Genomic DNA, 25,838 nt, shown 5'->3' with positions numbered 1-25,838 from the left:
TTAACTTAATAAATCAAACGAGATGAGAGGAATTCTTATACTGGGTTTATTGTTTTTTATAGGAAGCCTGTCCGCCCAAACGTTGGCAGAACGTCTGGGATATAAAAAAACGGATAAACTGCTAATTATCAACAATGACGATGCCGGTATGTGCCATGCTGCCAATACCGCTACGATTGAAGGAATGGAGAATGGGTTTATCAGCTCGGCTACCATCATGATGCCCTGTTCCTGGTCGAATGAGATCGTAAAGTATGCGAAAGAAAATCCGGATAAAGGATTTGGTGTACATCTCACATTGACCTCGGAATGGAAGAACTACAGATGGGGTACGGTAGCGCCGCGCAATGAAGTCCCGGGGTTATATGACGAGCAGGGATATATGTGGAAAGGTGTAATGGAAGTATATAAAGCCTCCAATACCGAAGAAGCCTTGATTGAAGGCAGGGCGCAGATCCGCAAGGCGCTGGATGCCGGGGTACCGGTCACCCATATCGACTCCCATATGGGAACCTATCAGTATTCACCGGACTATATGTACGTCTACCTGCAATTGGCAGAAGAGTTTAACCTGCCGGTACGTATGCCGTCGCAATCCACACTGGACAATATGGGAGCACCTCCTTTCAGGGATATCTGTAAGGAGAAAGGAATTATTCATCCCGATTACTTTATTCACGAGGAGCTGCAAAACTACAAAACAGAAAACCTGGAGGAGTTCTGGACAGAGTATATTAAGAATATACAGCCCGGAGTGACGGAAATTTATATTCATGCGGCCACGGAAGGAGACGAGATACGGGCGATCACCGGTTCTGCTCCCAAACGCATAAAGGAATTGGAGTTTTTTACCAGTGACCGGTTCAGGCAATTGATTGAAAAAGAGGGTATCATTGTTATCAGTTACCATCCCTTGTTTGAATTACAAAGAAAAAAATGAAAATAATAAAAATCATAGGGATCTCGTTGCTGGTGTTGCTTCTCCTGGCTTGTATTTACAGTTACACCAATATGCGCGACCGTCATCCGGGATATAGTATCGACCTGAAAATCGAAAGTAAGGAGCCGGGAGTCATGCGTGCCGGCTTTGCTGCGGTTACGATCACGCCTGAGTATATGGAACCGTGGAACGATGTGGATAGTAATGCACGTTATGAGCCGAAGAAAGGAGATACCTATGAGGATCTGAACGGAAACGGGAAATTCGATACCTACTGGATCGCCGGTTTCGGAAACCGGGTTGCTGCACAGGGTGTGCATGACGACTTGTGGGCGCGGACAATGGTGCTGGATGATGGCAATACCCGCCTTGCAGTGGTGGCGGTGGATGTGATTGGTATGTTTCACCCGATGGTAATCGATATCCGGAAAATGTTGCCGGAAGAAGCAGGCATCACCTATCTGGTGATTACATCCACCCACACCCATGAAGCCCCGGACCTGCTGGGACTTTGGGGTGAGTCACCCTTCAAGAGCGGTGTGGACAAAGAGTGGAAAGAGTATATAAAGAAACGGGTAGTCCAATCTGTCGTGGAGGCCGTGGATGCATTGCGTCCTGCCCATTTCCGTTTTTCCCAGAACCTCACGGAGGGGATGGTGACGCTGAAAGACACGCGTGAACCTTATGTTTTTGACGAAGGCCTCAGAATGATGCAGGTCACCGATGCCGAAACCTCACAAACGCTTGGGACACTGATCCAATGGGCCAACCATCCCGAAACATTGTGGAGTAAAAACCTGCTTATCTCCTCCGATTTTCCCCACTATCTGAGGGAAGCCGTCGAGAAAGGAGTCTATCACGGAGACAGCCTTGTCAGAGAGGGGGTCGGCGGCGTTGCCCTTTATGTAAACGGGGCACTGGGTGGATTAATGACTACCCATGCCAGCATGGAGATACATGATCCGTTTCGCGATACGGTGTATGTAGAGCCGTCGTTCGATAAGATACGTGCCCAGGGAGATACCCTTGGATTGATCATACTCCGTACGATGGAGGAAAAGGCTGTTGAAGTGAGAGAAGCAGGCATCAACCTACGTGCGAAGACGTTCGAACTTCCCCTGAAAAATAAGCTGTTCCGCCTTGCTGCCGCTATCGGGATAATGGATGCGGATATGACCGGATGGATGAAAAAGCGTACCGAAGCTGCTGTATGGAGCATCGGGCCGGCCGGTTTTATCACTTTCCCGGGAGAACTCTATCCGGAGATATTGAACGGAGGGGTAGTAGCCCTTCCCGGCCGGGATTTTCCGGTCGATCCTCAAGAAACGCCACCTCTGCGTGACCTGATGCAGGGAGAGTTCCGTTTTGGCATCGGTCTTGCCAATGACGAGATCGGATATATAATCCCCAAAAGCCAGTGGGATGTGAAGGAGCCGTATGTATACCGGGACAAGCCTTACTACGGTGAACAGAATTCGCTCGGTCCCGAGACTGCTCCACTTTTATATAGAGAATTGCGCCAACTTCTGGAGGAGTTACCCGTTACTCCCCCACTCCCTTCTGTGATCGAACAGGCGAGGGATGCACTGTTGGAACGGATTATTTCTGAAATTCCGGCAGGGAAATTGAACGAGTTGACCCATCAGCAACTATTGGGAATGATCACTGAAGAGGAAAAAGAGATCTTCGCCAATGATCATTGGCGTTTTACAGTTGATAATCCTGCCCTGGTGTCGGTAATGCGTCATAAAGGGCAGGAAATCGTTCCTTTCTGGCTGGAGGAAAAGGGATTCCACAAGACCGATATGTCGGTATCCAACGAAAATTACGACTATGAAGTATGGCAAAAGGAGTTTCCTGCCGGAGAGATTAACCTCGGGATCAACGGATTTGACCTGCACCGGGTGGTCTATTTTGTGACGATCGGTCCGGTTGCCGGAAATCAGATGCCAAAAATTTTGCATCATTTCCCCGCCAGATGGAAAGTGATCCCGATGGAAAAAGGAGCTTATACCTATAACGACTGGGATGAATTGGTGATCGAACAACTACCCGAAGAGCTTGAAGGGCATATTCTTTTTACCACTATACGGGGACGTGCACGTGAAGCCGCCATATTGAATTCTTTCCGGGAGACAGCCTATCCAGCATCACCTGAAGCGGACCAGATTGTACTGACCTGGTGTGATGACCCGGCTACTACACAGGCGATCCAGTGGAGAACCGATACTTCGGTCGATAAAATGACGATTCGTTATAGGAGTAAAGAGAGTGATAAGCAGGAATTCTCGGAGGCACCGGCTTCACAACAACTGCTTAGCGATAAGTATATCCACAACAACCCCGTTGTAAAACATTGGGAAGTAAATATTACAGGTTTACAGACTGATAATGAGTATATTTATCAGATATATAATTCGGATAGCGGGAAAGAGAGTCCGGTTTATACATTCCGTACAGCACCCGGGGAAAAATCGTCATTCACCTTTATCCATCTGGGTGATACCCATAACGACGATATCGTGGAAACGGTGCTGAAACAGGCAGTGAAAGAAGTGCCGGATGCCGCATTCCTGGTACATTCGGGAGACCATGTAAATACCGGGTTGTTCAGGGACCTATGGGATAAATACCTACATTCCGGAAGGGATGTTTTTCCCCGATTCTCTTTTGTTCCCACTCTGGGCAACCACGACAGCCAGGATGGCCTGCCGCCTACGCTTTATACGCAACTGTTTATGTTGCCTCAAGACAAAGCCTGCGGCCTCTCTCCCGGACGCAATTATACTTTCTCCTACGGGGATGCACGTTTTTTTATGATCGATGCTACAGGTGATGTAGAGAAGATCGCCTGCTGGCTGGAAAAAGAACTCAGACAGACCAAAGAGAAGTGGAAAATAGCTGTCACCCACTTTCCTCCTTATGTGGAGGATAACTCCTACCCCGACATACGCAAATCATGGTGTTCACTGTTCGACCAATATCGGGTCGATCTGGTATTGTCGGGACATATCCATCAGTATTTCCGCTCCTACCCCATTTATAATGAGCAGGTTGTAACTGAACCGAAGAACGGAACGATCTATCTCTCTTCGGTAGTGGTCGAACCTCGCAAACCTGAACCGCCATCCGAAAAGTACAATGAAGTGTATGCCAATAAGGGAGGATTGTTTCAGGTTATCCGTGTCGATACCAATACCCTCAATTTTATATCCAAACGATTTGACGGCACGATCATAGATCAGTTTTCACTCAGGAAATAAATAATCAAACAATAAAGAGATGCGCTACAACAGACTTTATTCTACAATACAGGCTATCTCTGTCAGACTATTCTTTTGCTTCGTTGCATTTTCTTTCATTGCAGCTTCTCCTTATCCTGACAGAGTGGTATTAACCTGGGCGGGGAATCCATCCAACTCCCAGGCTGTCACCTGGAGGACGGATCGCTCCGTGCAACGCGCGCTGGCACAGATTGCCGTGGCAGAAGAGAATGGACATGATATCAGGCCTACTGAGATAGAAGCGACAACCACAACATTTAGCAGTGAATTGGGTGGAGAGGTCTGTTACCATAGTGTGAACTTCACGGGACTGCTTCCCGGAACCACTTATACATATCGGGTAGGGGATGGGGATGTATGGACTGAATGGTTTCATTTCAGGACTGCTTCCCCCAACCCGGAACCCTTTTCATTTATTTACTTCGGCGATGCGCAGGCAGATATTAAAACTTATTGGTCACGCGTTTTCCATCAGGCCTTTCGACATGCTCCCTATGCGGCATTCACGCTTCATGCCGGAGACCTCATTAACAGGGCCGAAAATGATGATCAATGGGGTGAATGGTTCAATGCTCCGGGATGGGTGAATGCTTCTGTGCCGGTAATTGCCACTCCCGGAAATCATGAGTATTCTCGTGACCGCCACGCTGAATCCGGTTCACCACGTTTAAGCAGCTTCTGGCAGCCTCAGTTCACTTTCCCCCAGAATGGACCCGAGGGAGTAAAAGAGAGTTGTTATTATATCGATTACCAGGGAGTACGGATCGTTTCACTCAATTCGAATGAAAAAGAAGAAGAGCAGCTCGAGTGGTTGCGGGAGGTACTTTCCAACAATCCGCATAAATGGACAATCATTACCTTTCATCATCCGGTCTTTTCTCCGACATTAGGTCGTGACAACCCGGAATTACGCAGTTTGTGGAAACCGGTATTGGATGAGTTTAAAGTCGACCTGGTCTTGACGGGGCATGATCATACCTATGCCCGCACCCATTCCGAAGGGACTGCATATATTGTCTCCGTCAGTGGACCGAAACTATACCATCTCGACAAGCAGGAATGGATGCATCGATCCGCCGAGAAAATACAGTTATACCAGATTATCCGGATAGACTCCGGCGAGCTGACCTATGAGGCGTATACCGCTACGGGGAGGTTATATGACAAGTTCACGCTCAAAAAGCAGGAAGGTGGAAAAAATAACCTGATGGAGGAGATAACAGATACAATTATGTCAAAATAAATAGAGGGAGATATAATCCTATGAAGTTAAGTCATATTATCATTACGTTGGCAGGCCTTTTCTTTTTGTGGTCCTGTACGCAGAAAAGCACGATTGAAGAACTGGTTTTGACCGATAACTGGTATATCCATTCTGCTGAGGGATTGGATCAGGATGGAGAGACATTATCTGTCTCTCCGGTGACGGATAACTGGATACAAACATCTTTACCCGCCACGGTGTTAGGGGCATTATGCAATGCAGGCGTATACGAAGATCCCTTTTTTGGTATGAATCTGGAAGAGATACCGGTTGAGCAGTTCAAAAAACCGTGGTGGTACCGGACCTCTTTCGACCTGACCGGGTTCGATCCGGAGAAAGAACAGACTAAGTTGCTGCTGGACGGCATTAATTACAGCGCCAATGTATGGCTCAACGGCCACCTGATCCTTTCGGCAGACAGTGCTTTCGGAGCCTTCCGACAGTTTGCCTGTGATATCACCTCTATCGCTTTGGAATCGGGAAATAATCTGGCTATCGAGATATTGCCTCCGCAGCCGGGTGATTTCTATATGGGGTTTGTCGACTGGGCACCTGTCCCACCCGACCATAACATGGGTGTGTACCGGCCGGTAAGGATCAAGCGGAGTGGAAAGGCTTCAATCGACCGTCCTTTTGTGATAACCGATGTGAACACCGAAACATTGGATGAAGCCACCCTGTCCATTTCGGCAGAACTGACCAATCATCATTCCGAAACCAAAAAAATGACACTGGAAGCCAAGGTAGAGAACAGTGTGGTCAGTGAGACTTTTACTGTGGAACCGGGTAAGACCCTTCTGGCCGAACTCGGCCCTGAAAAATTCAAAGGGTTGACCATAAAGAATCCTCGTCTCTGGTGGCCAAACGGACTGGGAAATCCGGAAATGTACACCATGCATCTGTCGCTGAAAGAGGGGAATACGCTCTGCGACACGGCGACGGTCCGCTTCGGTATCCGTACCATAGATACCTATCTCAATGAACAAAACGTACGGGGATATAAAGTAAACGGAAGGGAAGTGCTGGTCAAGAGCGCCGGTTGGGTAGACGACCTCTTTCTTCGCGATAACACCCGTAGTAATAGAGCGCAGATACGCTACGTAAAGGAGATGAACCTTAATTCTCTCCGGTTTGAAGGCTTCTGGGGGACGAGCCGGGAAATATATGACCTCTGCGACGAAAACGGTATCCTGCTGATGGTCGGATGGAGCTGCCAATGGGAATGGCCCGATTACCTTGGCCTGGAGATGGAAGTTCCGGAAGAGGACGAGAATATTCCCATCAATGAAGGGGTTGATAAATATGGCGTGAAAATCACTCCTGAAGAAGAACAATTGTTATCGGATATGTTCAGGGATCAGCTGTTGTGGCTGCGTAACCACCCCTCTATTTTTGTCTGGGCGGTGGGTAGCGATGCCATGCCTAAGCCCTCATTGGAAAAGAAATACGCCGAGACAATGGAGAGGTATGACAAAAGCCGTTCGTTACTGGTCTCTGCCGGTGATTTTACCAGCGAGCTCTCCGGGGTAACGGGGATGAAGATGAACGGGCCTTATGAATACGTCCCTCCCGTCTATTGGTTCGAAGATAAAAAACTGGGGGGCGCTTTCGGGTTCAATACAGAAACAGGTCCCGGACCGCAAATACCCCCGATAAGCAGTATCAGGAAAATGATCCCCGAAGAATATCTTTGGCCGCCATTGAACGAGATGTGGGATTATCACTCGGGACGGAAGGACTTCAACAGTGTGAAAGTCTACCTGAATGCGTTAAACAAAAGATACGGCACACCGGAGAATCTGGAAGAACTGGCCATGAAGGCACAATGGGCGAATTATGAAGCCATCCGGCCGATGTTCGAGGCATTCGTCGTAAACCGTCCGGTAGCAACGGGAGTGGTGCAATGGCAGTTGAATTCAGCCTGGCCGGAATTTTACTGGCAACTTTACGATTGGTATTTAATGCCTACCGGCGCCTATTTCGGCACAAAGAAAGCATGTCAACCCATCAATATCATTTACAACTACCATGATAGGAAAATATATGTTTCCAACGATATATTGGGTGATATTACCGAACATACGGTCAGGGCAACATTGTACGACAGTCAGTCCAAAATAATATTCGAACAGGGGAAAAAGTTATCTGTAAAAGAGAATACATCCGTCGTTTTTGCCGAATTACCGGAACTACCCGGTAAAAAAGGAACCTATTTCCTGAACTTAACCTTGCATGACAGTCAGCACAAGCTGGTTGCCGACAATTTTTATTGGTTGTCGGGTCAGGAAGACCAGATGGATTGGGATCAATACTATTGGTTCTATACTCCCCAAAAGCGATATGCCGATTTCCACGAGTTGAATAACCTACCTCAGCCGCAGGTGGGCGCTACAAAGAAAGTGTACAAAGAGGGCGACGAATGGGTTGTAGAGGTAGAATTGAGCAATACCAGCAAGAATATCGCATTCAGCATAGAACTGTTATTAGTAGATAATCAGACAGAAAATCCGATACTTCCGGTGTATTGGAGTGATAATTATGTATCTTTGGTGAATGATGACACAAAAACGGTTACGGCTCGCTGTAGTCTGGCTGATGCAATATCTGAACCTTCGGTAATTATACAGGGAATAAATGTAGAACGGATAAAAAAATAACAGATTGGCTGCCATGTATAGACCTAAGATCATGAATAAATGGGATGCAGTATTAAAAATCTGTATTGCTTTACTGTGTATACCCTCAACTCTTTATGCCGGTGAGATCGATCTCTCCGGCAGCAGATTATTTGTGTCGCCTTCTATCAAATCCCCAGTCAAGGAAACTATCATCCGGGTTCTGCAGGAAGAGGTCCGCAAGCGTACGGACATCCATTTAGGCATAACCGATGGCTGGAGTGGCTCACCCGTTATTGCCTTGGCGCTCTCCTCGGATGGGGTATTGAACGGTAAACCACTTCCTGAAAAGACTCGATTATCCTTACAGGCCGAATCATTCAGTGTCGTGGTAGAAGAAGATAACTCCCATCCGATTGTCTGGCTTATCGGGGCGGATGAGCGTGGGGTTTTGTTCGCTACAGGACATCTGCTGCGTACATCATTGCTTGCCGACAAGCAGATATTGTTCGATTCTTCAAACGCCATACAAAGCGCACCGGAGTATCCTGTCAGGGGACATCAATTGGGCTATCGCAATACCGCCAATTCTTACGATGCATGGACAAAGGAGCAGTATGAGCAATATATCCGGGAGTTGGTCATTTTCGGGACAAACTGTATTGAGACCATTCCTTTTGACAATACGCCCAGTCCCCATATGAAACTATCCAAGGAAGAGATGAACCGGCATATAAGTACCATATGCAAAAATTATGGCATTGATTATTGGGTCTGGACACCGGCTAATGTGGATCTGTCGGATGAAAGCCTGTTCCGTACGGAAGTGAAAAAACACAGTGATTATTACAGGGAGTGTCCGCATCTGAGCCATGTCTTTGTGCCGGGCGGTGATCCGGGAGATAATCATCCGCGGTATGTGATGCCTTTCCTAAAAGCGATTGCCGCTGAGCTGGAGAAGTACCACCCCCGGGCAGGTGTCTGGGTTTCATTGCAGGGTTTCAGCGATGAGCAGATCGATTATTTTTACCATTACCTGGAGACAGAAAATCCTGATTGGTTGCGGGGAGTAGTAAGCGGTCCGGGTAGCCCTCCCCTGTCCGACACGCGCTATCGTCTGCCAAAGAAATATATGCATCGCCATTATGCCGATATTACCCATACTGTCCGTTGCCTCTACCCCACCCTCCGATGGGATCAGGCGTTTGCCCTTACGTTGGGTCGTGAGCCGGTCAACCCACAGCCGTTTTACTATGCCGGATTACATGACCGGTATGCCCCTTTCACCGATGGCTTCCTCACCTACTCCGACGGGGCACATGATGATCTGAACAAGTTTATCTGGAGCCGGAAAGGATGGAGTATGGAGGAAGATGCCACTGGCATTACGGAACAATACGTACGGTTCTTCTTTGGCACCAAACCCGATGATCGTGTAGCAGACGCCATACTGGGATTGGAACGCAACTGGGACGGCCCGATAGAGGCAAATGGGGGGATAGAGATGACTTTCCTGCGCTGGCAGCAACTTGAGGAGGCCTATCCCCGCTTACAAAACGACTGGCGCTGGCAGATGCTGCTTCTCCGCGCTTATTATGACACTTATACCAAGAGGCGGAAGTTATACGAACAAGGGTTGGAACAGGAAGCCAATAAATTGCTCGGGCAGGCCCCGGAAATGGGTGCTGCGAAAGCGATGAAACTGGCTTTGAAGAAAGTGAATGAAGCCGACCTGGTAAATATTGCCCCTTCGTTGAGAAAGAAGATCGATGGGTATTGTGATGCGTTGTATCACTCGATAGGTTTGCAGACAAGTGTGGAAAAATATCAGGCCAGCGGGGCTGAACGAGGCTGTGTCCTCGATTTCGTGGACTATCCGCTGAACAACCGCTGGTGGTTGTCCGACCAGTTTGAAAAGATCGGACAAATGGAAACCGAAGCCGAAAAACTTTCGGCTTTAGAAGTGATCGCCGGATGGGAAAATCCCGGGAAGGGGAGCTATTACGATAACATATCGAATATCAGCCAGAGTCCGCGGGTAAAGACAACGGTCTATGATGCTACCGATGTGGCCTGGTGGGATCGTGGAAAGAGCCGTAAAAGGCTATCTACCCAGTTATTCCAGAACTTCCCGCAACTCCTGTATGAGGATCTTGATCCGAAAGCACGTTACCTGATCCGTATAGCCGGATATGGCGATGCATTGCTCAGGGTGGATGGAGAGCGCATATCACCTACCCTCTACAATAAGGAACTGGAGGAATTCAAAGAGTTTCCCATAGATAGGCGATTTTTTCAGGACGGTAAGCTGGAAGTATCCTTTGATGAACCGGAAGAGTCTCACCTGAACTGGCGTCAATATTCTAAGGTTTGTGATATCTGGCTTATAAAGATATATTGATTAAAATCGTATTAGCAGTAAACTATAATCAATTAACAACATAAATTATATGCGTCATGGAAAATAGAAGGGAGTTTATTAAAAAAGTATCGGCCGGGGTAGCTGCTATGGCCATTGGAGGTACCGGTTTTGATCTGAGCGCTAAGAGTTATGCCCATATCCCCGGTGCGAATGATAAGATCCGGGTAGGAATTGTCGGTTTTTCCGACAGGTTCAGGAGTTCGCTTTTACCCAGCTTTATGAACCATGCCAGGGAGTTGAATTTCGAACTGGTAGCACTGTCGGATATCTGGAACCGCCGTCGTGAGGAGGGAAGAGCCTATATCAAGGAAAAAACCGGATGGGATGTCGCCCTGTGCCGCAATAACGAAGAACTGTATGACCGGAACGACATTGATGCGGTCATTATCAGCACGGCAGATTTCCAGCACGCCCTGCATCTGGTGGAGGCCGCAAAAGCGCGCAAGGATGCCTATTGCGAAAAACCGTTTGCGGAAACCATGGATGATGCCAATGCCGCATTAAAAGCCTGCAAGGAAAGCGGTATCGTGGTGCAGATAGGATCACAGCGCCGTAGTGGGGCAAATTACCATGCTGCCCATGATTATATCCAATCCGGAAAATTCGGTGATATCGTGATTGCCGAGATGTGCTGGAACGTGAACCAACCGGGCCGTTGGAGAAGGCCGGACTTATGTGCTTCTATCCGGGAGAGCGATGTGGACTGGAACCGCTATCTGATGAACCGTCCCAAAGTGGCGTGGGACCCACGCAAATATCTTGAATATCGCCTCTTCTGGCCCTATTCGTCGGGCATACCGGGACAATGGATGTGTCACCAGATCGACACGGTACACTGGTTCACCGGCTTCCCCTACCCGCGCAGCGTGGTATCCAACGGAGGGATTTACCAGTGGAAAGACGGCCGTACCAACGCCGATACGCTGACCTCGGTATTCGATTACGGGCCGCTGGATGATCAGGAGAAGGGTTTCCAGGTGGTTTATTCGTCCCGTTTCAGTAATTCTGCCGGGGGTACAAAGGAACTTTACTATTCGAACGGCGGGATGTTGAACCTGGATACCAACGAAATTACTCCCGAGGGTGGGCTACGTGAGCGTGAGGCATCAGCCATGGGATTAAAGGCCAACCTGCTCGACAAGTTCACATTGCCGAGCGTTACCGTGGAAGCGGAAGCCAATACGGGAGGCGATCCCCTCACATCCGCCCATATGCGTAACTGGATGGAGTGTGTCAGGGCGAAGAATGTGGGCACCAACTGCCCGGTGGAAGCAGGGCATAGCCACACTATTGCCTGTGCCATGGCTAACGCCGCCTACCGGACAGGTATGCGTGCGGTGTACGATCCGGCAACACAACAGATCATGGCTGGAGGTAAGGTGTTTAAGTATTGAAATAGAGTGAAGAGTGAAAAATGAAGAATTAAGAACGTATGAAATCCGTTTACTACAATATACTTCTGATATGCTTTATGTTTGGAATGACCTCTTTTTCCAACACTTATGAGCCGGAATTTGCTGTGTGTACAAGTGTATCCAATTATCCGTTGCTTAAAGCGACAGGGTATCAGTATGTCGAATCAAATGTGGCATACCTGATGCCTGATAAAAGTGATGCTGAGTTTCAGGAGCATCTGGATGAAATAAAGAGGTTAAATGCCAGGGTTATTTCCTGTACCAGTTTTATTCCGGGCAGTTTGCCACTTATCGGCCCTGAAGCCAAACAGGATGAGGCGGTGGTATGGGCCGACTCCGCTCTGCGTAGGGCCGGGATGGCAAATATACCCTATATCGTTTTCGGAAGCGGAAAAGCCCGTAATGTGCCGGAGAATGTCAGTAAGGAGCAAGCTACGGAGCAGTTTATCGCTTTTTGTAAAAAGATTGCTCCATTAGCCAAGAAATACAATGTGACCGTGGTTATCGAGCCTTTGAACAGGGCAGAAACCAATCTGGTCAATTCCCTGGAGGAAGGTGCCCGTATCGTGGAAGTGGTCGATCACCCCAATTTGCAGTTACTATGTGATATATACCACATGATGCGGGAAGATGAGCCGGCTTCGGAAATAGTGAAGTATGGCAAATATATCCGCCATTGCCATATTGCCGAAAGAGAAGAACGCACTTCCCCAGGAACCAAAGGGGATGACTTCAGGCCCTATTTCAAGGCATTGAAAGAGATTGGCTATAAAGGATGTGTCTCTATTGAGTGCAGGTGGAAAGACCTGCCACAGGAGATCCAGCCGGCGCTCTCCTATATGCAGGAGCAGTTCCGGTCGTTATAAGTTTTTGACCGAATTTATTTACGAAACTTGAATCATCAATTAAAAAAATTAAATATTATCGTATGAAACCGACATGTTTAAAATAATCATTAGACATCCGAAGGGAATGATTATTTTAAATATCAAAGGTTCCATACACCGAAATATAAAAAAAAATAATCGTATGAAAAAAATTCATTTATTGCTTCTTATTGTTTTATCGATATTCTTTGTACAATGTGCATCTACAGGTAATAAGACCGAAGAAAAGGCTGCCCCGCAGGTAAAGAACGTGATTGTGATGATTGGAGACGGAATGGGTGTCAGCCAGGTGTATGCGGGATTGACGGCAAATAAGGGGGTACTTTTTCTGGAACAGTGTCAATTCGTAGGTTTCTCAAAGACCTATTCTGCAAGCAGCTATATAACCGATTCTGCCGCAGGCGGTACAGCCATCGCATGCGGAACCAAAACAAAGAACGGTGCTATTGGGGTTGATGCGGACGGGAATCCGGTTAAATCGATGCTGGAGTATGCAGCTGAAAACGGTTTGTCTACTGGGGTTGTAGTGAGTTGTGCCGTTACCCATGCTACGCCGGCATCATTTGTTGCCCACCAGCCTAGTCGTAAAATGGAAGAGGAGATCGCAGTCGATTTTGTGAATTCTGATCTTTCGGTCTTTATTGGAGGAGGGAAGAAATACTTCGATGGTCGCTCTGATAACGAGAATCTGCTTGATAAACTGTCTGCAAAAGGTTTCCAGATTGCTTTCAACCTGGACGATATCAAGAAAGTCGGCTCGGGTAAACTGGCAGGTCTGGTAGCAGACGAACATCCGGCTCTCTATCCTGAAAGGGGGGAATTCCTTCCCGAAAGTGTACAAGCGGCTATCAATCTTCTGAAAAACAATGACAAAGGTTTTTGTCTGATGGTGGAAGGTTCCCAAATCGATTGGGCTTGCCATGCGAATGATAAGGATGCCACTATCAGTGAAATGCTGGATTTCGACCGGGCTATTAAAGTGGCTTTCGATTATGCGGACCAGGATCCCAATACGCTTGTCATCATTACCGCAGACCATGAGACAGGAGGCATGTCGCTTACAGGAGGTGACCTGTCGACCGGGGAAGTAGAAGCCAATTATGGTACAAAAGGGCATTCCGCCGTGATGGTTCCCGTGTTTGCCTATGGCGCAGGTGCCGCCGAATTTGCCGGGATATACGAGAATACCGATATTCTTACCAAAGTATTAAAGTTATATGATATTGAAAAATAATAATATTGCACTGCTGTTATGCCTGCTTTTACTATCGGCAGGACGAGTGTCTGGCAACGACTCTTTTTCTGAGCAAACAGACAGGAGCCGGTTACTTGCAATTAAACCGGTGATCCTTCATTCGGAAATAATCCCGGAGCCGGCTTCAGTACCGTCAGCACATGCCTCGACCATTGTGGAGACAGGGGATGGCATATTGGCAGCATGGTTCGGGGGTACCTACGAGAGGCATCCCGATGTGAGTATTTATACTTCCAGATTCAAAAATGGCCAATGGAGCGAACCTGTTAAAGTGGCCGATGGCGTACAGAATGAGTCACAGAGATTTCCCAGCTGGAATCCGGTCTTATTCAAACGTGACAATGGGGACTTGATCCTTTATTACAAAGTAGGGCCAAGTCCCAGTACCTGGTGGGGTGAATACAAGATATCGACCGATGAAGGTAAGAGTTGGTCTGCCATGGAGGCTATTCCGCGCGGATGCCTCGGGCCGATCAAAAACAAACCGGTAATCATCCCCGGAGGCAAAATACTCTACCCTACCAGCATAGAGATCGTAGGCAAATGGAATGTCTATATGGAGATGTCGAACCAGGATCTGACGGATTGGGAAAAGATAGAGGTCGACAATAATGGTTTTGACGCTATCCAGCCTTCAGTATTATTCCATAAGGATGGAGCCCTTCAAATTCTCTGCCGCTCGAAAAACGAAAGAGTGGTGGAGTCCTGGTCGTATGACAACGGTAAAACATGGTCGCCCCTGGCACCGACCGAGCTGCCCAATAATAACTCCGGTACGGATGCTGTGACCCTATCCGGTGGCTTGCAGTTGATTATCTACAATCCGGTTACCTCAGGTAGGAATAAATTGGCGATAGCCGGTTCATATGACGGTAAAATATGGGAGAAGCTGATCGATCTGGAAGACCAACCCTCCGGTGAATTCAGCTACCCTGCCATTATACAGGATAAGGACGGGATTATCCATGTGACTTATACCTATAATCGCGAAAAGATCAAATACGTGCAATTGAAGTTCTAAATTGATGAGGCTTATGTCGAATTTAACTTCAAAAAAATCCTATCCATGGTTAGTGGTGGCTATGCTGTGGTTTGTAGCGCTGTTGAACTATCTCGACCGGCAGATGCTTGCCACCATGAAACCATTTATGGAAGTGGATATAGCAGAACTGGTTACCGCAACCAATTTTGGACGGCTGATGGCGGTATTTCTCTGGATATACGCCTTTATGAGTCCATTATCGGGTATTATTGCCGACCGGCTGAACCGCAAATGGCTGATCGTGGTCAGCCTCTTTGTCTGGTCGGGAGTAACCCTTACCATGGGGTATGCCCGGAATATAGACCAGTTATATATTCTGAGGGCCGCTATGGGTGTCAGTGAGGCTTTTTATGTACCTGCCGCCCTCTCCCTGATTGCGGATTATCATCAGGGAAAAACCCGGTCATTAGCCATTGGATTCCACACTTCAGGGATCTATCTCGGGCAGGCATTCGGTGGATTCGGAGCGACTCTGGCCGCAGGTACCTCCTGGCAGTTTACATTTCATACATTTGGCCTTATCGGAATGATGTATAGTTTGTTGTTGATTGCCTTTTTGCGTGAAAGGAAAACCTATTCGATCGATACGACCAGGAAGAGGTCTGTCAGACAGGAATTCAGTGCAATGGGAAAGGGGCTGGCCATGCTTTTCTCCAATATTGCATTCTGGGTAATCCTCTTTTACTTTTCCGCACCGAGTCTACCGGGATGGGCGACTAAAAACTGGCTGCCGACACTGTTCTCGGAATCGCTCAATATGGGAATGGAAAAAGCAGGGCCTTTGTCGACTATGACATTGGCAATGGCGTCGTTAGTCGGTGTGTTGGTCGGAGGATATATGTCCGACCGTTGGGTGGCGAAGCGGTTAAAAGGACGGATCTATACCGGTGTGATCGGATTGGGACTCACTATTCCGGCATTGGTATTGATCGGTTACGGTAGCGGTTTGTCCTTGATTGTTACCGGGGCACTTATGTTCGGTCTTGGATTCGGGATCTTCGATGTGAATAATATGCCGATCCTCTGCCAGTTTGTGCCGTCACGTTATCGTGCCACCGGTTACGGATTTATGAATCTGGCAGGTATTTCTGCCGGGGCAGTGATTACCAATGAGCTGGGTAAAGCGTTGGATGCCGGTCATATGAATACTGTTTTTATTACGATGATCGGAGCAGTTGTCATTGCCATTATCCTGCAGTTGACTGTCCTCAGTCCCAGAACGATAGACATGACGGATGAATTGCTGGAAAAAATGAAATAACAGGAAATTTTTCTGTTTTATTCTTCGGAAGAGAGCTCTTCGTATTGTTGCAAGATCATAAAGTGATTTATACAATCGGGGATCTCTTCTTTTCTATGGGTTACATAGATGAGGGACTTTCCGTTTTGGTATGCAAAAGACTCTACGATGGATGTACACCGTATTTTGTTATGCCGGTCTAATCCGTGGAAAGGCTCATCAAGAATTAATAATTCAGGATTTTTGATCAGCGCCCTGGCAAAAAAGAGTAACCGCTGTTCGCCCGAAGAGACTTTCAGGAACGGCCTTTCTTTCAAGTGTGCTATTTGTAATATTTCCATTAATTTCTCCGAGAGAAGAGTCTGTTGTGCATTGCACTTGCGGTATAATCCGATACTGTCGAAAAATCCGGAGGCAACCACCGCCGAACAACTTACATTTTCCCTGTAATAGAGGTGTAATTCTGAAGAGCTGAAGCCAATACGCCGTTTGATATCCCAAATGCTTTCCCCGGTTCCTCTTTTTCTCCCAAAGAGGCGTATATTCTTAGCATATGCCTGCGGATTGTCGGCAAAGATATAACTGAGTAAGGTCGACTTCCCGGAACCATTAGGCCCCAATAGCGCCCATTTTTCGTCCTTTAAGATTGTCCAGTTGACATCCTTCTGAATGATTCTTTTCCCGTAAGCAATATCCACATGGGTCATCGATACAAGTTCGTTGCTTTCGGGGTTACGGTCTTCGGGTGTGAAATCATCCCAGTTGATTCCGGGAAGAGAAGCTGTCATAGACAGGCTTTCCGGGATAAAATCAGATTTTTCTCCACGGAAGTTGACCGAGCAGTGTTTCATTTCCAAGATATGCGTCGTGCAGGCCGGCAGGTCGTCGAATGACGGAGAAATAAACAATAGCCGGATATTACAGCGGTTAAGAAGAAACACAAACATTGCATTGAGAGACTTACGCGATTCTTCATCCAGACCGATAAAGGGATTATCGAATATCAGCATTTTCGGGTTGTCGAGCAATACCTTAGCTATAAGAAATTTCCGTAATTCTCCACTTGACAGGTGGATAAACTTCCGATCCATTAGGTCGAAAAGATGGAAAGTTTTGAAAATAAGACGATTCTCTTCGGAGAGGTTGTCTAATGGTAATAGATCACTTACCAACGGTATTTCTTCATTTTCGGAGTTATTGAATCGTTGTTGATAGAATAGCTTACGGTAATCGAGTAGGGAATAGGCGGCGTTGAACTCGATCTTCCTGATCTGTTGGGAAGGTAACCGGAAACCGCCTTTTTTATCCGGATCATCTGAAAAATGATACCGGATATTACCTGATTGTATTGCTATCTTTCCACATATCAGTTCCGATAGTAATGATTTACCACTTCCGTTACGCCCTGTAATGCCCCAAACCTCATCACTGTTAATTTGCCAGTTGATAGGTTGTGTGAAAGGTGAATCGGGCATCCTTGGTATAACGTTGTCCAGTGCAATGACCTGATGCATAAATGTTTGAAGTAAGATGAAAGAGCCTTATCCCGCCACGTTTGTTTGTATCCCTAACCCTTCCACCCTGGCAGCTATTTTCTGCAAATCGCCGACAGGCACTTTTTCAAGCTCTTTAGCGGGCGTTTCCCGGTCGATGGTGTAGATCATCACCTCGCGGGGATTAAGCGCCCTGACGAGCTCTAACCATGCTGAAATCTCCTCTTCGGTGGTATTGTCTATCTCCTTTCCCTCGAACCGGCCTCTCACGAACATAGTCTGCAGGATAAAATCACCTTTGAAACGCTTATAGCGTTCTACCTGTTTGGCCACTGAATATCCTGGTGCGTTGGGACGGTCGAGCAGACGTACGGTCTTATCGAGTGCCGAGTCGAGTTTCACTATGGGATTCTCTATCTTTTGGAGTGCCTCGAATACCTCGGGCTTGTTGAGGTGCATACCGTTTGTCAGCACACTTATTTTGGCATCGGGGAAATAACGGTTCCGTAACTCTATGGTGTCATCAATGATACCCTTGAATTCAGGATGCATCGTCGGTTCCCCGTTACCGGCAAAAGTGATTACATCGGGTGTGATTCCTTCCCGGCGGAGCGATAACAGTTTATCCTCCAGCGCCGCCCGCACATTTTCCCGGTCGGGTAATTTGGTCTTTGTACGGAAATCCTTATTGAACCCGCATTCGCAATAGATACAGTCGAATGAACAGAGCTTACCGTCATACGGCAGCAGGTTCATTCCAAGCGATACCCCCAGCCTCCTGCTGTGGATAGGCCCAAAAACAATCTCATGAAAAAGTATAGTAGACATGGAAGTTGAAAACTAAAAACTAAAAATGAAAAACTAAAAATGAGCGGCTGTTCCATTAAAACCATGAAAGGATGCGGTCGGTGCCGAAAGCGATCATCAGATACCGCAGAAATTTACCGGCAGTCATTGATATCATCACTATGGATGTGTTGGCCCGCATGAAGCCTAATGCGACCAGCATCAGGTCTCCCACACCGGGGAGAAAGCCGAAAAAACCCATAATCGCCCCTTTGGTTTGCAACCGTGAGATCATGCCATCTATCTTCTCCCGTTTTATATTAAACCACTTTTCGAGCCATTCTATTTTGCCTAAGCGCCCCAGATAATAGCAGGTTGCACCGCCAATGGAGTTTCCAACCGTGGCATAGGTGATGCAACTCCATATATCATATCCTGCGGCAATCAGCGCGGCGAAAACCACTTCCGAACTTAACGGTAGGATAGTGGCTGCCAGAAAAGAAGCCAGCAGTAGTCCCCAGTAACCGAATTCCGCTAATCCGTCGAGCATACAACTGATATGCTAATTGATTAGTGTGCTGCCAGCCAGTTTTCCCCCACCCCTATGTCGGTCTTCAGCGGGATTGACAATTGACAGGCATTTTCCATCTCCTCCGTCACAATTGCTTTTACTTTTTCCAATTCCTCCGGGAATACATTGAAATTCAATTCGTCATGTACCTGAAGGATCATTTTGGATTGGAGCTTCTCCTTTTGTAACCTGGTGAAGATGCGGATCATGGCCATTTTGATGATATCTGCCGCACTCCCCTGGATAGGAGCGTTGATGGCATTCCGTTCAGCATAGCCACGTACGATGGCATTCCGGGAGTTGATGTCGGCCAGATACCGCTTACGTCCCAGAAGCGTCTCCACAAAGCCTTTTTCACGCGCCTGGGAGATACTTTCATCCATATATTGTTTCACCTGAGGGAAAGTCTCAAAATATCCATCGATCAGTTCTTTGGCTTCGGTACGGGAGATGGTAAGCCGTTCCGACAAGCCGAAGGGTGTGATGCCGTAGATAATCCCGAAGTTGGCTGTTTTTGCCTTACGCCGCATATCCCCGGTGACCTCTTCGAGGGGAATCTTATAGATCTTGGCAGCAGTAGCGGCATGGATATCCTGCCCTTTACTGAACGCTTCGGTCATGTTCTTGTCACCGCTCAGGTGAGCCATAATACGCAGTTCGATCTGTGAGTAGTCCGATGAAACAAACAGGCATCCTTCGTCGGGAATAAATACTTTCCGCATCTCTTTACCCCGTTCATCACGGATAGGGATATTCTGCAGATTGGGGTTGGTGCTGCTCAGGCGTCCTGTGGCGGCTACCGTCTGGTTGAATGAGGTGTGTATCTTACCCGTACGGGGATTGATAAGCAGCGGGAATGCATCGATATAAGTACCGAGCAGTTTTTTAAGTCCCCTCTGTTCCAGTATCTTTTCGATGATCGGATGTTTCGAGCGGATTTTCTCCAGCTCTTCCTCACTGGTTTTATATTGTCCGGTCTTGGTCTTTTTTGGCTTATCCACGATCATCAGCCTGTCAAACAGTATCTCACCGATTTGTTTGGGAGAATTGACATTGAACTCGATACCGGCCATATCGGTGATATCTTTTTCAATCCGTTGCAGTTCGGCGGTGTATTGGGTAGAAAGCTCTTCCAATGCTTTCAGGTCGAGCCTTACCCCGGTCCATTCCATATCGGCCAGTACATAGATAAGAGGACATTCAATGTCGTAGAACAGCTTTTCCAGGTTGTTGTCGTGGATCTCATGTTCCAGTATATTTTTCAATTTCAGCGTGATGTCAGCATCTTCTGCGGCATAATCGACCACGATCTTCGGATCCACATCGCGCATACTTTTTTGGTTCTTACCTCTTGGGCCGATCAGTTCTTCGATATGGATCGTCCGGTATTTCAGGTAGGTTTCAGCCATATAATCCATCCCGTGCCGGATTTCCGGGTTCAGGAGATAGTGGGCGATCATGGTGTCGAAGAGTTTCCCTTTCACATGGATATCATAATTGCGGAGCGACAGGATATCATATTTGAGGTTTTGTCCGATCTTATCGATAGCCTCATTTTCAAAGAAAGGCTTGAATATCGCTGCCTGGCGATAGGCCTCTTCACGGTTGGCAGAAATAGGTACATACCAGGCTTCCCCCTCCTTGAACGCGAAGGAGAGTCCCACCAGGTCACTTAATAACGGATCCATACCGGTAGTTTCCGTGTCGAAGCAGACCGATGGCTGTGCCGTCAACTTTTTGCATAGTCCTGCCATTTCCTCTTCCGACCGTATCATCGTGTATTGATGGGGTGTTGTGTGGATATCGGTGTAACCGGCGGATAATTCGACCGGCGGCAGTGTTTCTATTTCGGTTTCCTCTTCGACTTCGACCGTATCAAACAGATTGCCCTGTACAGGCCCTTTGGATACAACGACCGCAGGCGTCTGGTTGAACATGCGATTCAGGAATGTACGGAATTCCAGCGTTTCGAAAAGTGCCTTCATGGCCTCTCTGTTTATCTCTTTCCGGGCAAAATCATCCTCTTTTACCTCAATGGGTACATCCGTCTTGATAGTGGCAAGGAATTTTGAGAAAAGGATCTGTTCCCGGTTATCCTCTACCTTCTTTTGCAACGCACCTTTCAGTTGATGGCTTTGTGCAAGTAGGTTTTCGATTGTGCCGAACTCTTTGAGCAGTTTTATAGCCGTCTTTTCTCCTACTCCCGGGCACCCGGGGATATTATCTGAGGTATCTCCCATCAGCCCCAGCAGGTCGACCATCTGGGTTGGACTCGAGAGGTCATACTTTTCCATTACCTTTTTATCGTCCAGGATATCGAAATCATTGCTGCCGTATTTGGGTTTGTAGATGAAGATATGGGACTCGGCAAGCTGCCCGTAGTCTTTGTCCGGTGTCATCATATAAACATCAAAACGGTCCTTATCTACCCGTTTGGCAATAGTGCCGATTACATCATCTGCTTCATAGCCGGGCACTTCCAGTATGGGGATATTGTAAGCGGCAATGACCTGCTTGATGATGGGAACCGATCGCCTGATATCTTCAGGGGTAGCTTCACGTTGCGCCTTATAGGCCTCGAATTCCTGATGACGGAAAGTAGGGCCATCAGGATCGAAAGCCACCGCGATATGTGATGGATTTTCCTTATGGAGTACTTCTTCCAGTGTATTCACAAATCCGAAGATGGCAGATGTGTTCTCACCTTTTGAGTTTACTCTCGGGTTCCTGATGAAAGCATAATAGGAACGATAAATAAGAGCATAGGCGTCCAGAAGGAAAAGCTTGTTTTTGTGCATAATTATATTCAAATAAATTTAGTTGTTTTCTATGCTTGACTTTGCTCATTTAAATAAATAACTCTTGCTCGGCAATGTTCAAGCGAGCTTGACACGGCCCTCGCTTACGCGTTATTTTAGCTTAACGAAAACGTTCAAAATCTGATTAAGAAATGTAAAGTTACGAATATTTGTTGCTAAGAGGAGAATAATTTATAAATTTGTGACATAAAATTCACGATGCGATGGATCAGAGTCAGGTCATAAGAGATTTTTTGCAGGAAGAACTGGAACTTTTTGATACTTATTTACGAGAGTCAATCAAAAACGACAATCCCCGCATTTCAGGTATTATCGATTATGTTTTTAAGGCGAATGGTAAACGGTTAAGACCCATGTTGGTGTTGCTGACTGCAAAAGCCTGCGGGCAGATTATTCCGGAAACATATCATGGTGCTGTGACTGTTGAGTTGTTGCATACAGCCACGCTTGTACATGATGATGTGATTGATAAGTCCGATATGCGCAGGGGCAGGCGTTCTGTGAATGCTGTTTATGATAACACCAGGGCGGTACTTGTGGGTGATTATCTTTTGTCGTCGGCTTTGGCTGAGAGTGTAAAGACTAAGGATCTCAATATTGTACGTATCATGTCGGAGTTGGGAAAAAGTCTTGCGGAAGGAGAGTTGGTACAGTTTGCACTTGCTGAGGAGATCCTAATTGATGAAGTATCCTATTTTCAGGTGATCGAAAAGAAGACAGCCTCTTTATTGCGTGCCAGCATTACTATCGGAGCTATTACCGGAGGCGCTTCCCCGCAGACTATCTCCGGATTCAGCCGGTTGGGAGGCATCCTGGGTATCTGTTTCCAGATAAGGGATGATATCTTTGATTATTACAAAACCGATGTGGGTAAACCTACCGGAAACGATATCCGGGAAGGTAAAGTGACACTTCCCCTTATATATGCTTTGCAGCATGCACCCCGGACGGTTTCCGACGGGATGTTGAAAATCATTCAATCACGGGATTATTCAGATGAAAATATCGAGAGGGTGCTTGATTTTGCCAAAGAATATGGTGGGGTAGAATATGCCTATAAAAAGATACGGGAATTGCTGGATGAGGCGGAAACGATCATCTCGGAGCTCTCCATCGATGACCAGATCAAAACTCTTTTGCGTCTTCTCCTGATCTATTTGAATGATCGGGATCATTAAAAAAAGAGAGTGGAACCATTGGCCACTCCCTTACCCGATTCATTTTTTGTTACTTATTGGATTTCAATCAGCTTGGATGTAGAAACTTTTTCTTCTTCCACAGTGGGGATTTCAACGGTCAAAACCCCGTTTTCCACCTTTGCGGAGATCTTATCCTTTTCTACGTTCTCAGGCAATACCATTCTTCTTTGGAACTGCGTATAAGAAAATTCACGTCTGAGGTAAGCTCCCTTTTTATCTTTTTCTTCTTGTTCATTCTTCTTCTCAAAGGAGATCACCAGATTATTTTCCTCATCGATCCTCACCACACAGTCTTCTTTGGTCATGCCCGGAGCCGCAACTTCCACCGTAAATCCTTTTTCATTCTGCTGGATATTGATGGCAGGAACAGATCTGCTGCTGTTTTCCATCCATTCATTACCGAAAAAGTCATTGAAAATACTCGGTAACCAGTTGTTTGTACGTCTGATAATTGCCATAATTTTACTCCTTTCTTTTAGTTTTCTTTTGTTACACTATCAAAAGGGCAAAATACATGCCGGGAGGAACTTTAGCCCGTCTTTATGCATACATATGACAAAATGGCTGAAAAAGATCAAAAAACGGTTTAAAACTGTAAAATATAAAGACAAAATGGCAGTATTTAGGGGATGTTGAAATTGAAAATGTTTTTTTGAGATTAGTATCCGGTGCTTGTACAGAGAGATATTGTTGTAAAAAGAGACCATTCAGGGTAGGGTAGAATGGTTCCTTTTGACGTGCTTTATTGGTTGACAAACCTCGTTGACACAGCGTGTCAAAGGTGTATGACAGTCTCTTTTCGATTGGTTTGGCCGTTCGGCAGGAAAAATTATTCGAGGATTGAATATGTTCTTTTGCCGGAGTGAGTCTTGCTATATCTGTCGGTAACCCGTACTTCGATGGTATGCTTGCCCGCCGGCAAATCCGTTGGAACAGAGCCGATCCATACGTGTGTGCTGTTCACGGGATTCGAAGGACGTCGTCCCGGCAGTAATTCCTCGGTGAAATCCCACTCCAGTAATTTTGTGAGATAGTAGAGGTCGGGAGCGGAGACATAGTGCATTTTCCGCCATCCCCCCTCATCAATCCGGTATTCGACCAAATCGTTTTGACTGCCCATAAAGAAGTTCACCATGATTTGAGATGTGGTTCTTCCTTTGTGCGGCACTACTTTCGGAGCAAAGATATTCATTTGATACTCGCTTTCCCTACCGGCAACTTTGTAATCCACATCATATTGATTCCCGTTGATATTCAGGAAAGCATATCCTTGCGGCGTGCCGTCACGCATAGTAGCGTCGGGTAATCCCTTCTCATCCAGTTTCCCCGAATACCAGTCGCCCGAAGTAGTACCCACATTATATTCATGCAGAGGTTTTTTTCCTTTCCATCCGTCTGCTTCGGTGTATTCGATCTGGTCCTGTAAATGGGTGTGCGCCGACATGATCAGTACATTCTCATAATCTTTCAGCAGGTCGAACAGGCGCTGGCGGTCTTCCAACCGGTACGAACCACCCGAATTGTCTTTCATATGAATGTGTTGCGACAAAACCACCAGTTTGTTTTTGGGGACATGCTTCAGGTTGTTTTCCAGAAAAATAAGCTGGTCCTCACGGTAGCCGCCCCAGTAACCTTTGCCATCACGCGGATCGGGATAAAGGATGTTGTCAAGGATGATAAAATGTGCCTTGCCGTAGTTGAAGGCATAATTGGCGCTGCCGAAATTCTTTTTGAAGGTTTCATCCGAGAGCTCATCGGATGGCGCGTCGTAATTCATGTCGTGATTACCCATTACGTTGTACCATGGCAACTGTAGGCGGCGCATCCGCTCTTTATAGACCGGATGCAGATCAAGATTATCACCTGCGATGTCACCTAAGCTTATACCGAACAGGGTTTTATCGGTTTTCACCACATCATTCACTATTTTTTCCGTGAAATAATCCATATCCTGAATGGAATAGGGTTGTGGGTCACCGAAAATAACGGCGGTGAAGTTCTCCGGCTCATCCTGTTTGTGAAACGCAAAATCTATCGACTTAGGGAGACTTCCCGTTTGTGATATTCCTTTATAGGTGAAAGAATCGGGTGAACCCTCCGGTTTGTGGTGGTAATAGAACCGGGGAATAAAATTTTCATCCACAGGAGTTTTGTATCCGCCGGGCTTGATCACGAAGATAGTACTACCGTCATTTACAGGGAGAGTGTAAAATCCTTTACTATCCGTAAGTACCACATCTGTTCCGTTTGAAACGGACACATTGGGAATACCGGCTTCACGCCTGTCTTTCTTCCCGTTTCTATTGGCATCTTCATATACATATCCTTTGGCAGTCTGTTGGGAATAGGCCAGGATGCTGCTGAATAGCAGAATAAGAAAGAGTAAATTTTTTTGCATTGCCGTGTGTTTTATGATTGAGCTATATTGAATTGCAAAGATATGTCTTTCTTCCTGTCAAACTGTTACGAATCGGTGAACTTTTTCGTTAAGCTAAATGAGCAGAGCCAAACTTGTTTGAGCTATGCCATAGCGAGAAAAAGTCTAACTTTAGTGAACTTTTTCGTTAAGCTAAATGAGCAGAGCCAAACTTGTTTGAGCTATGCCA

17 protein-coding genes are annotated in these 25,838 nt (G+C 46.7%); 11 read left to right on the top strand and 6 right to left on the bottom strand.

Features of this window, described 5'->3' with window-relative positions:
- Nucleotides 1-22 precede the first annotated feature (22 nt).
- The 10 genes from U2P89_RS03395 to U2P89_RS03350 all read left to right on the top strand — a co-directional run bounded on the left by U2P89_RS03395 (nt 23) and on the right by U2P89_RS03350 (nt 16,385).
- Nucleotides 23-940: a polysaccharide deacetylase family protein gene (locus tag U2P89_RS03395; protein ID WP_076928264.1), complete on the top strand. Its 918-nt coding sequence runs from the start codon at nt 23-25 to the stop codon at nt 938-940.
- Nucleotides 937-4,203, top strand: coding sequence for a neutral/alkaline non-lysosomal ceramidase N-terminal domain-containing protein (locus U2P89_RS03390; protein WP_083710857.1), 3,267 nt, complete (start codon nt 937-939; stop codon nt 4,201-4,203). The genes U2P89_RS03395 and U2P89_RS03390 overlap by 4 nt, the downstream gene beginning before the upstream one ends.
- 19 nt (nt 4,204-4,222) lie before the next feature.
- Nucleotides 4,223-5,467, top strand: coding sequence for a metallophosphoesterase family protein (locus tag U2P89_RS03385; protein WP_322190620.1), 1,245 nt, complete (start codon nt 4,223-4,225; stop codon nt 5,465-5,467).
- Between the two features lie 20 nt (nt 5,468-5,487).
- On the top strand, nt 5,488-8,145 hold the full coding sequence (locus U2P89_RS03380) for a glycoside hydrolase family 2 protein (RefSeq protein ID WP_322190619.1): 2,658 nt from the start codon (nt 5,488-5,490) through the stop codon (nt 8,143-8,145).
- Between the two features lie 13 nt (nt 8,146-8,158).
- Nucleotides 8,159-10,504, top strand: a complete 2,346-nt coding sequence (locus U2P89_RS03375) for a hypothetical protein (RefSeq protein WP_322190618.1) — start codon at nt 8,159-8,161, stop codon at nt 10,502-10,504.
- A gap of 56 nt (nt 10,505-10,560) precedes the next feature.
- Nucleotides 10,561-11,919, top strand: coding sequence for a Gfo/Idh/MocA family oxidoreductase (locus U2P89_RS03370; RefSeq protein WP_322190617.1), 1,359 nt, complete (start codon nt 10,561-10,563; stop codon nt 11,917-11,919).
- Between the two features lie 38 nt (nt 11,920-11,957).
- Nucleotides 11,958-12,806 (top strand): sugar phosphate isomerase/epimerase family protein, encoded by an 849-nt coding sequence (locus U2P89_RS03365; protein WP_322190616.1) that lies wholly within the window; start codon nt 11,958-11,960, stop codon nt 12,804-12,806.
- Nucleotides 12,807-12,969: 163 nt separating this feature from the next.
- Nucleotides 12,970-14,061 carry an alkaline phosphatase gene (locus U2P89_RS03360; RefSeq protein ID WP_322190615.1) on the top strand — a complete coding sequence of 364 codons (1,092 nt, stop codon included), beginning with the start codon at nt 12,970-12,972 and terminating at the stop codon, nt 14,059-14,061.
- The gene (locus U2P89_RS03355; protein ID WP_322190614.1) at nt 14,045-15,103 is read left to right on the top strand and encodes a sialidase family protein; all 1,059 of its coding nucleotides are present in this window, start codon (nt 14,045-14,047) and stop codon (nt 15,101-15,103) included. Before U2P89_RS03360 ends, U2P89_RS03355 begins: the two co-directional genes overlap by 17 nt.
- Before the next feature lie 13 nt (nt 15,104-15,116).
- Nucleotides 15,117-16,385, top strand: coding sequence for an MFS transporter (locus tag U2P89_RS03350; protein WP_313380889.1), 1,269 nt, complete (start codon nt 15,117-15,119; stop codon nt 16,383-16,385).
- Nucleotides 16,386-16,402: 17 nt separating this feature from the next.
- On the opposite strand, the gene U2P89_RS03345 is transcribed toward U2P89_RS03350, so the two are convergent.
- The 4 genes from U2P89_RS03345 to polA are packed head-to-tail and all read right to left on the bottom strand — an operon-like array spanning nt 16,403 to nt 22,012.
- Nucleotides 16,403-17,878: an ATP-binding cassette domain-containing protein gene (locus U2P89_RS03345; RefSeq protein ID WP_322190613.1), complete on the bottom strand. Its 1,476-nt coding sequence runs from the start codon at nt 17,876-17,878 to the stop codon at nt 16,403-16,405.
- Nucleotides 17,879-17,905: 27 nt separating this feature from the next.
- Nucleotides 17,906-18,685: a radical SAM protein gene (locus U2P89_RS03340; protein WP_076928272.1), complete on the bottom strand. Its 780-nt coding sequence runs from the start codon at nt 18,683-18,685 to the stop codon at nt 17,906-17,908.
- Between the two features lie 55 nt (nt 18,686-18,740).
- On the bottom strand, nt 18,741-19,193 hold the full coding sequence (locus U2P89_RS03335) for a YqaA family protein (RefSeq protein WP_091905502.1): 453 nt from the start codon (nt 19,191-19,193) through the stop codon (nt 18,741-18,743).
- Between the two features lie 20 nt (nt 19,194-19,213).
- Nucleotides 19,214-22,012, bottom strand: a complete 2,799-nt coding sequence (gene polA, locus U2P89_RS03330) for a DNA polymerase I (protein WP_322190612.1) — start codon at nt 22,010-22,012, stop codon at nt 19,214-19,216.
- A gap of 224 nt (nt 22,013-22,236) precedes the next feature.
- On the opposite strand from polA, the gene U2P89_RS03325 reads away from it, so the two are divergent.
- Nucleotides 22,237-23,211: a polyprenyl synthetase family protein gene (locus U2P89_RS03325; protein WP_313380884.1), complete on the top strand. Its 975-nt coding sequence runs from the start codon at nt 22,237-22,239 to the stop codon at nt 23,209-23,211.
- A gap of 53 nt (nt 23,212-23,264) precedes the next feature.
- Here the strand turns inward: U2P89_RS03325 and U2P89_RS03320 are convergent, their stop codons facing one another.
- The gene (locus U2P89_RS03320) at nt 23,265-23,690 is read right to left on the bottom strand and encodes an Hsp20/alpha crystallin family protein (protein WP_076928276.1); all 426 of its coding nucleotides are present in this window, start codon (nt 23,688-23,690) and stop codon (nt 23,265-23,267) included.
- A 371-nt stretch (nt 23,691-24,061) separates the two neighbouring features.
- Nucleotides 24,062-25,630, bottom strand: coding sequence for a calcineurin-like phosphoesterase family protein (locus U2P89_RS03315; protein ID WP_322190611.1), 1,569 nt, complete (start codon nt 25,628-25,630; stop codon nt 24,062-24,064).
- Nucleotides 25,631-25,838 lie beyond the last annotated feature (208 nt).

This window comes from Proteiniphilum sp. (assembly GCF_034331125.1).
GTDB lineage: Bacteria > Bacteroidota > Bacteroidia > Bacteroidales > Dysgonomonadaceae > Proteiniphilum > Proteiniphilum saccharofermentans.
This window is presented reverse-complemented; position numbering and strand designations above follow the sequence as displayed.

Excerpts from the sequence above, each read along its gene's own strand:
- U2P89_RS03380 (WP_322190619.1), top strand. The coding sequence starts at position 5,488 with ATGAAGTTAAGTCATATTATCATTACGTTGGCAGGCCTTTTCTTTTTG.
- polA (WP_322190612.1), bottom strand. The coding sequence starts at position 22,012 with ATGCACAAAAACAAGCTTTTCCTTCTGGACGCCTATGCTCTTATTTAT.
- U2P89_RS03365 (WP_322190616.1), top strand. The coding sequence starts at position 11,958 with ATGAAATCCGTTTACTACAATATACTTCTGATATGCTTTATGTTTGGA.
- U2P89_RS03350 (WP_313380889.1), top strand. The coding sequence starts at position 15,117 with ATGTCGAATTTAACTTCAAAAAAATCCTATCCATGGTTAGTGGTGGCT.
- U2P89_RS03370 (WP_322190617.1), top strand. The coding sequence starts at position 10,561 with ATGGAAAATAGAAGGGAGTTTATTAAAAAAGTATCGGCCGGGGTAGCT.
- U2P89_RS03340 (WP_076928272.1), bottom strand. The coding sequence starts at position 18,685 with ATGTCTACTATACTTTTTCATGAGATTGTTTTTGGGCCTATCCACAGC.
- U2P89_RS03395 (WP_076928264.1), top strand. The coding sequence starts at position 23 with ATGAGAGGAATTCTTATACTGGGTTTATTGTTTTTTATAGGAAGCCTG.
- U2P89_RS03360 (WP_322190615.1), top strand. The coding sequence starts at position 12,970 with ATGAAAAAAATTCATTTATTGCTTCTTATTGTTTTATCGATATTCTTT.
- U2P89_RS03325 (WP_313380884.1), top strand. The coding sequence starts at position 22,237 with ATGGATCAGAGTCAGGTCATAAGAGATTTTTTGCAGGAAGAACTGGAA.
- U2P89_RS03390 (WP_083710857.1), top strand. The coding sequence starts at position 937 with ATGAAAATAATAAAAATCATAGGGATCTCGTTGCTGGTGTTGCTTCTC.
- U2P89_RS03385 (WP_322190620.1), top strand. The coding sequence starts at position 4,223 with ATGCGCTACAACAGACTTTATTCTACAATACAGGCTATCTCTGTCAGA.
- U2P89_RS03355 (WP_322190614.1), top strand. The coding sequence starts at position 14,045 with ATGATATTGAAAAATAATAATATTGCACTGCTGTTATGCCTGCTTTTA.
- U2P89_RS03375 (WP_322190618.1), top strand. The coding sequence starts at position 8,159 with ATGTATAGACCTAAGATCATGAATAAATGGGATGCAGTATTAAAAATC.
- U2P89_RS03315 (WP_322190611.1), bottom strand. The coding sequence starts at position 25,630 with ATGCAAAAAAATTTACTCTTTCTTATTCTGCTATTCAGCAGCATCCTG.
- U2P89_RS03345 (WP_322190613.1), bottom strand. The coding sequence starts at position 17,878 with ATGCATCAGGTCATTGCACTGGACAACGTTATACCAAGGATGCCCGAT.
- U2P89_RS03320 (WP_076928276.1), bottom strand. The coding sequence starts at position 23,690 with ATGGCAATTATCAGACGTACAAACAACTGGTTACCGAGTATTTTCAAT.
- U2P89_RS03335 (WP_091905502.1), bottom strand. The coding sequence starts at position 19,193 with ATGCTCGACGGATTAGCGGAATTCGGTTACTGGGGACTACTGCTGGCT.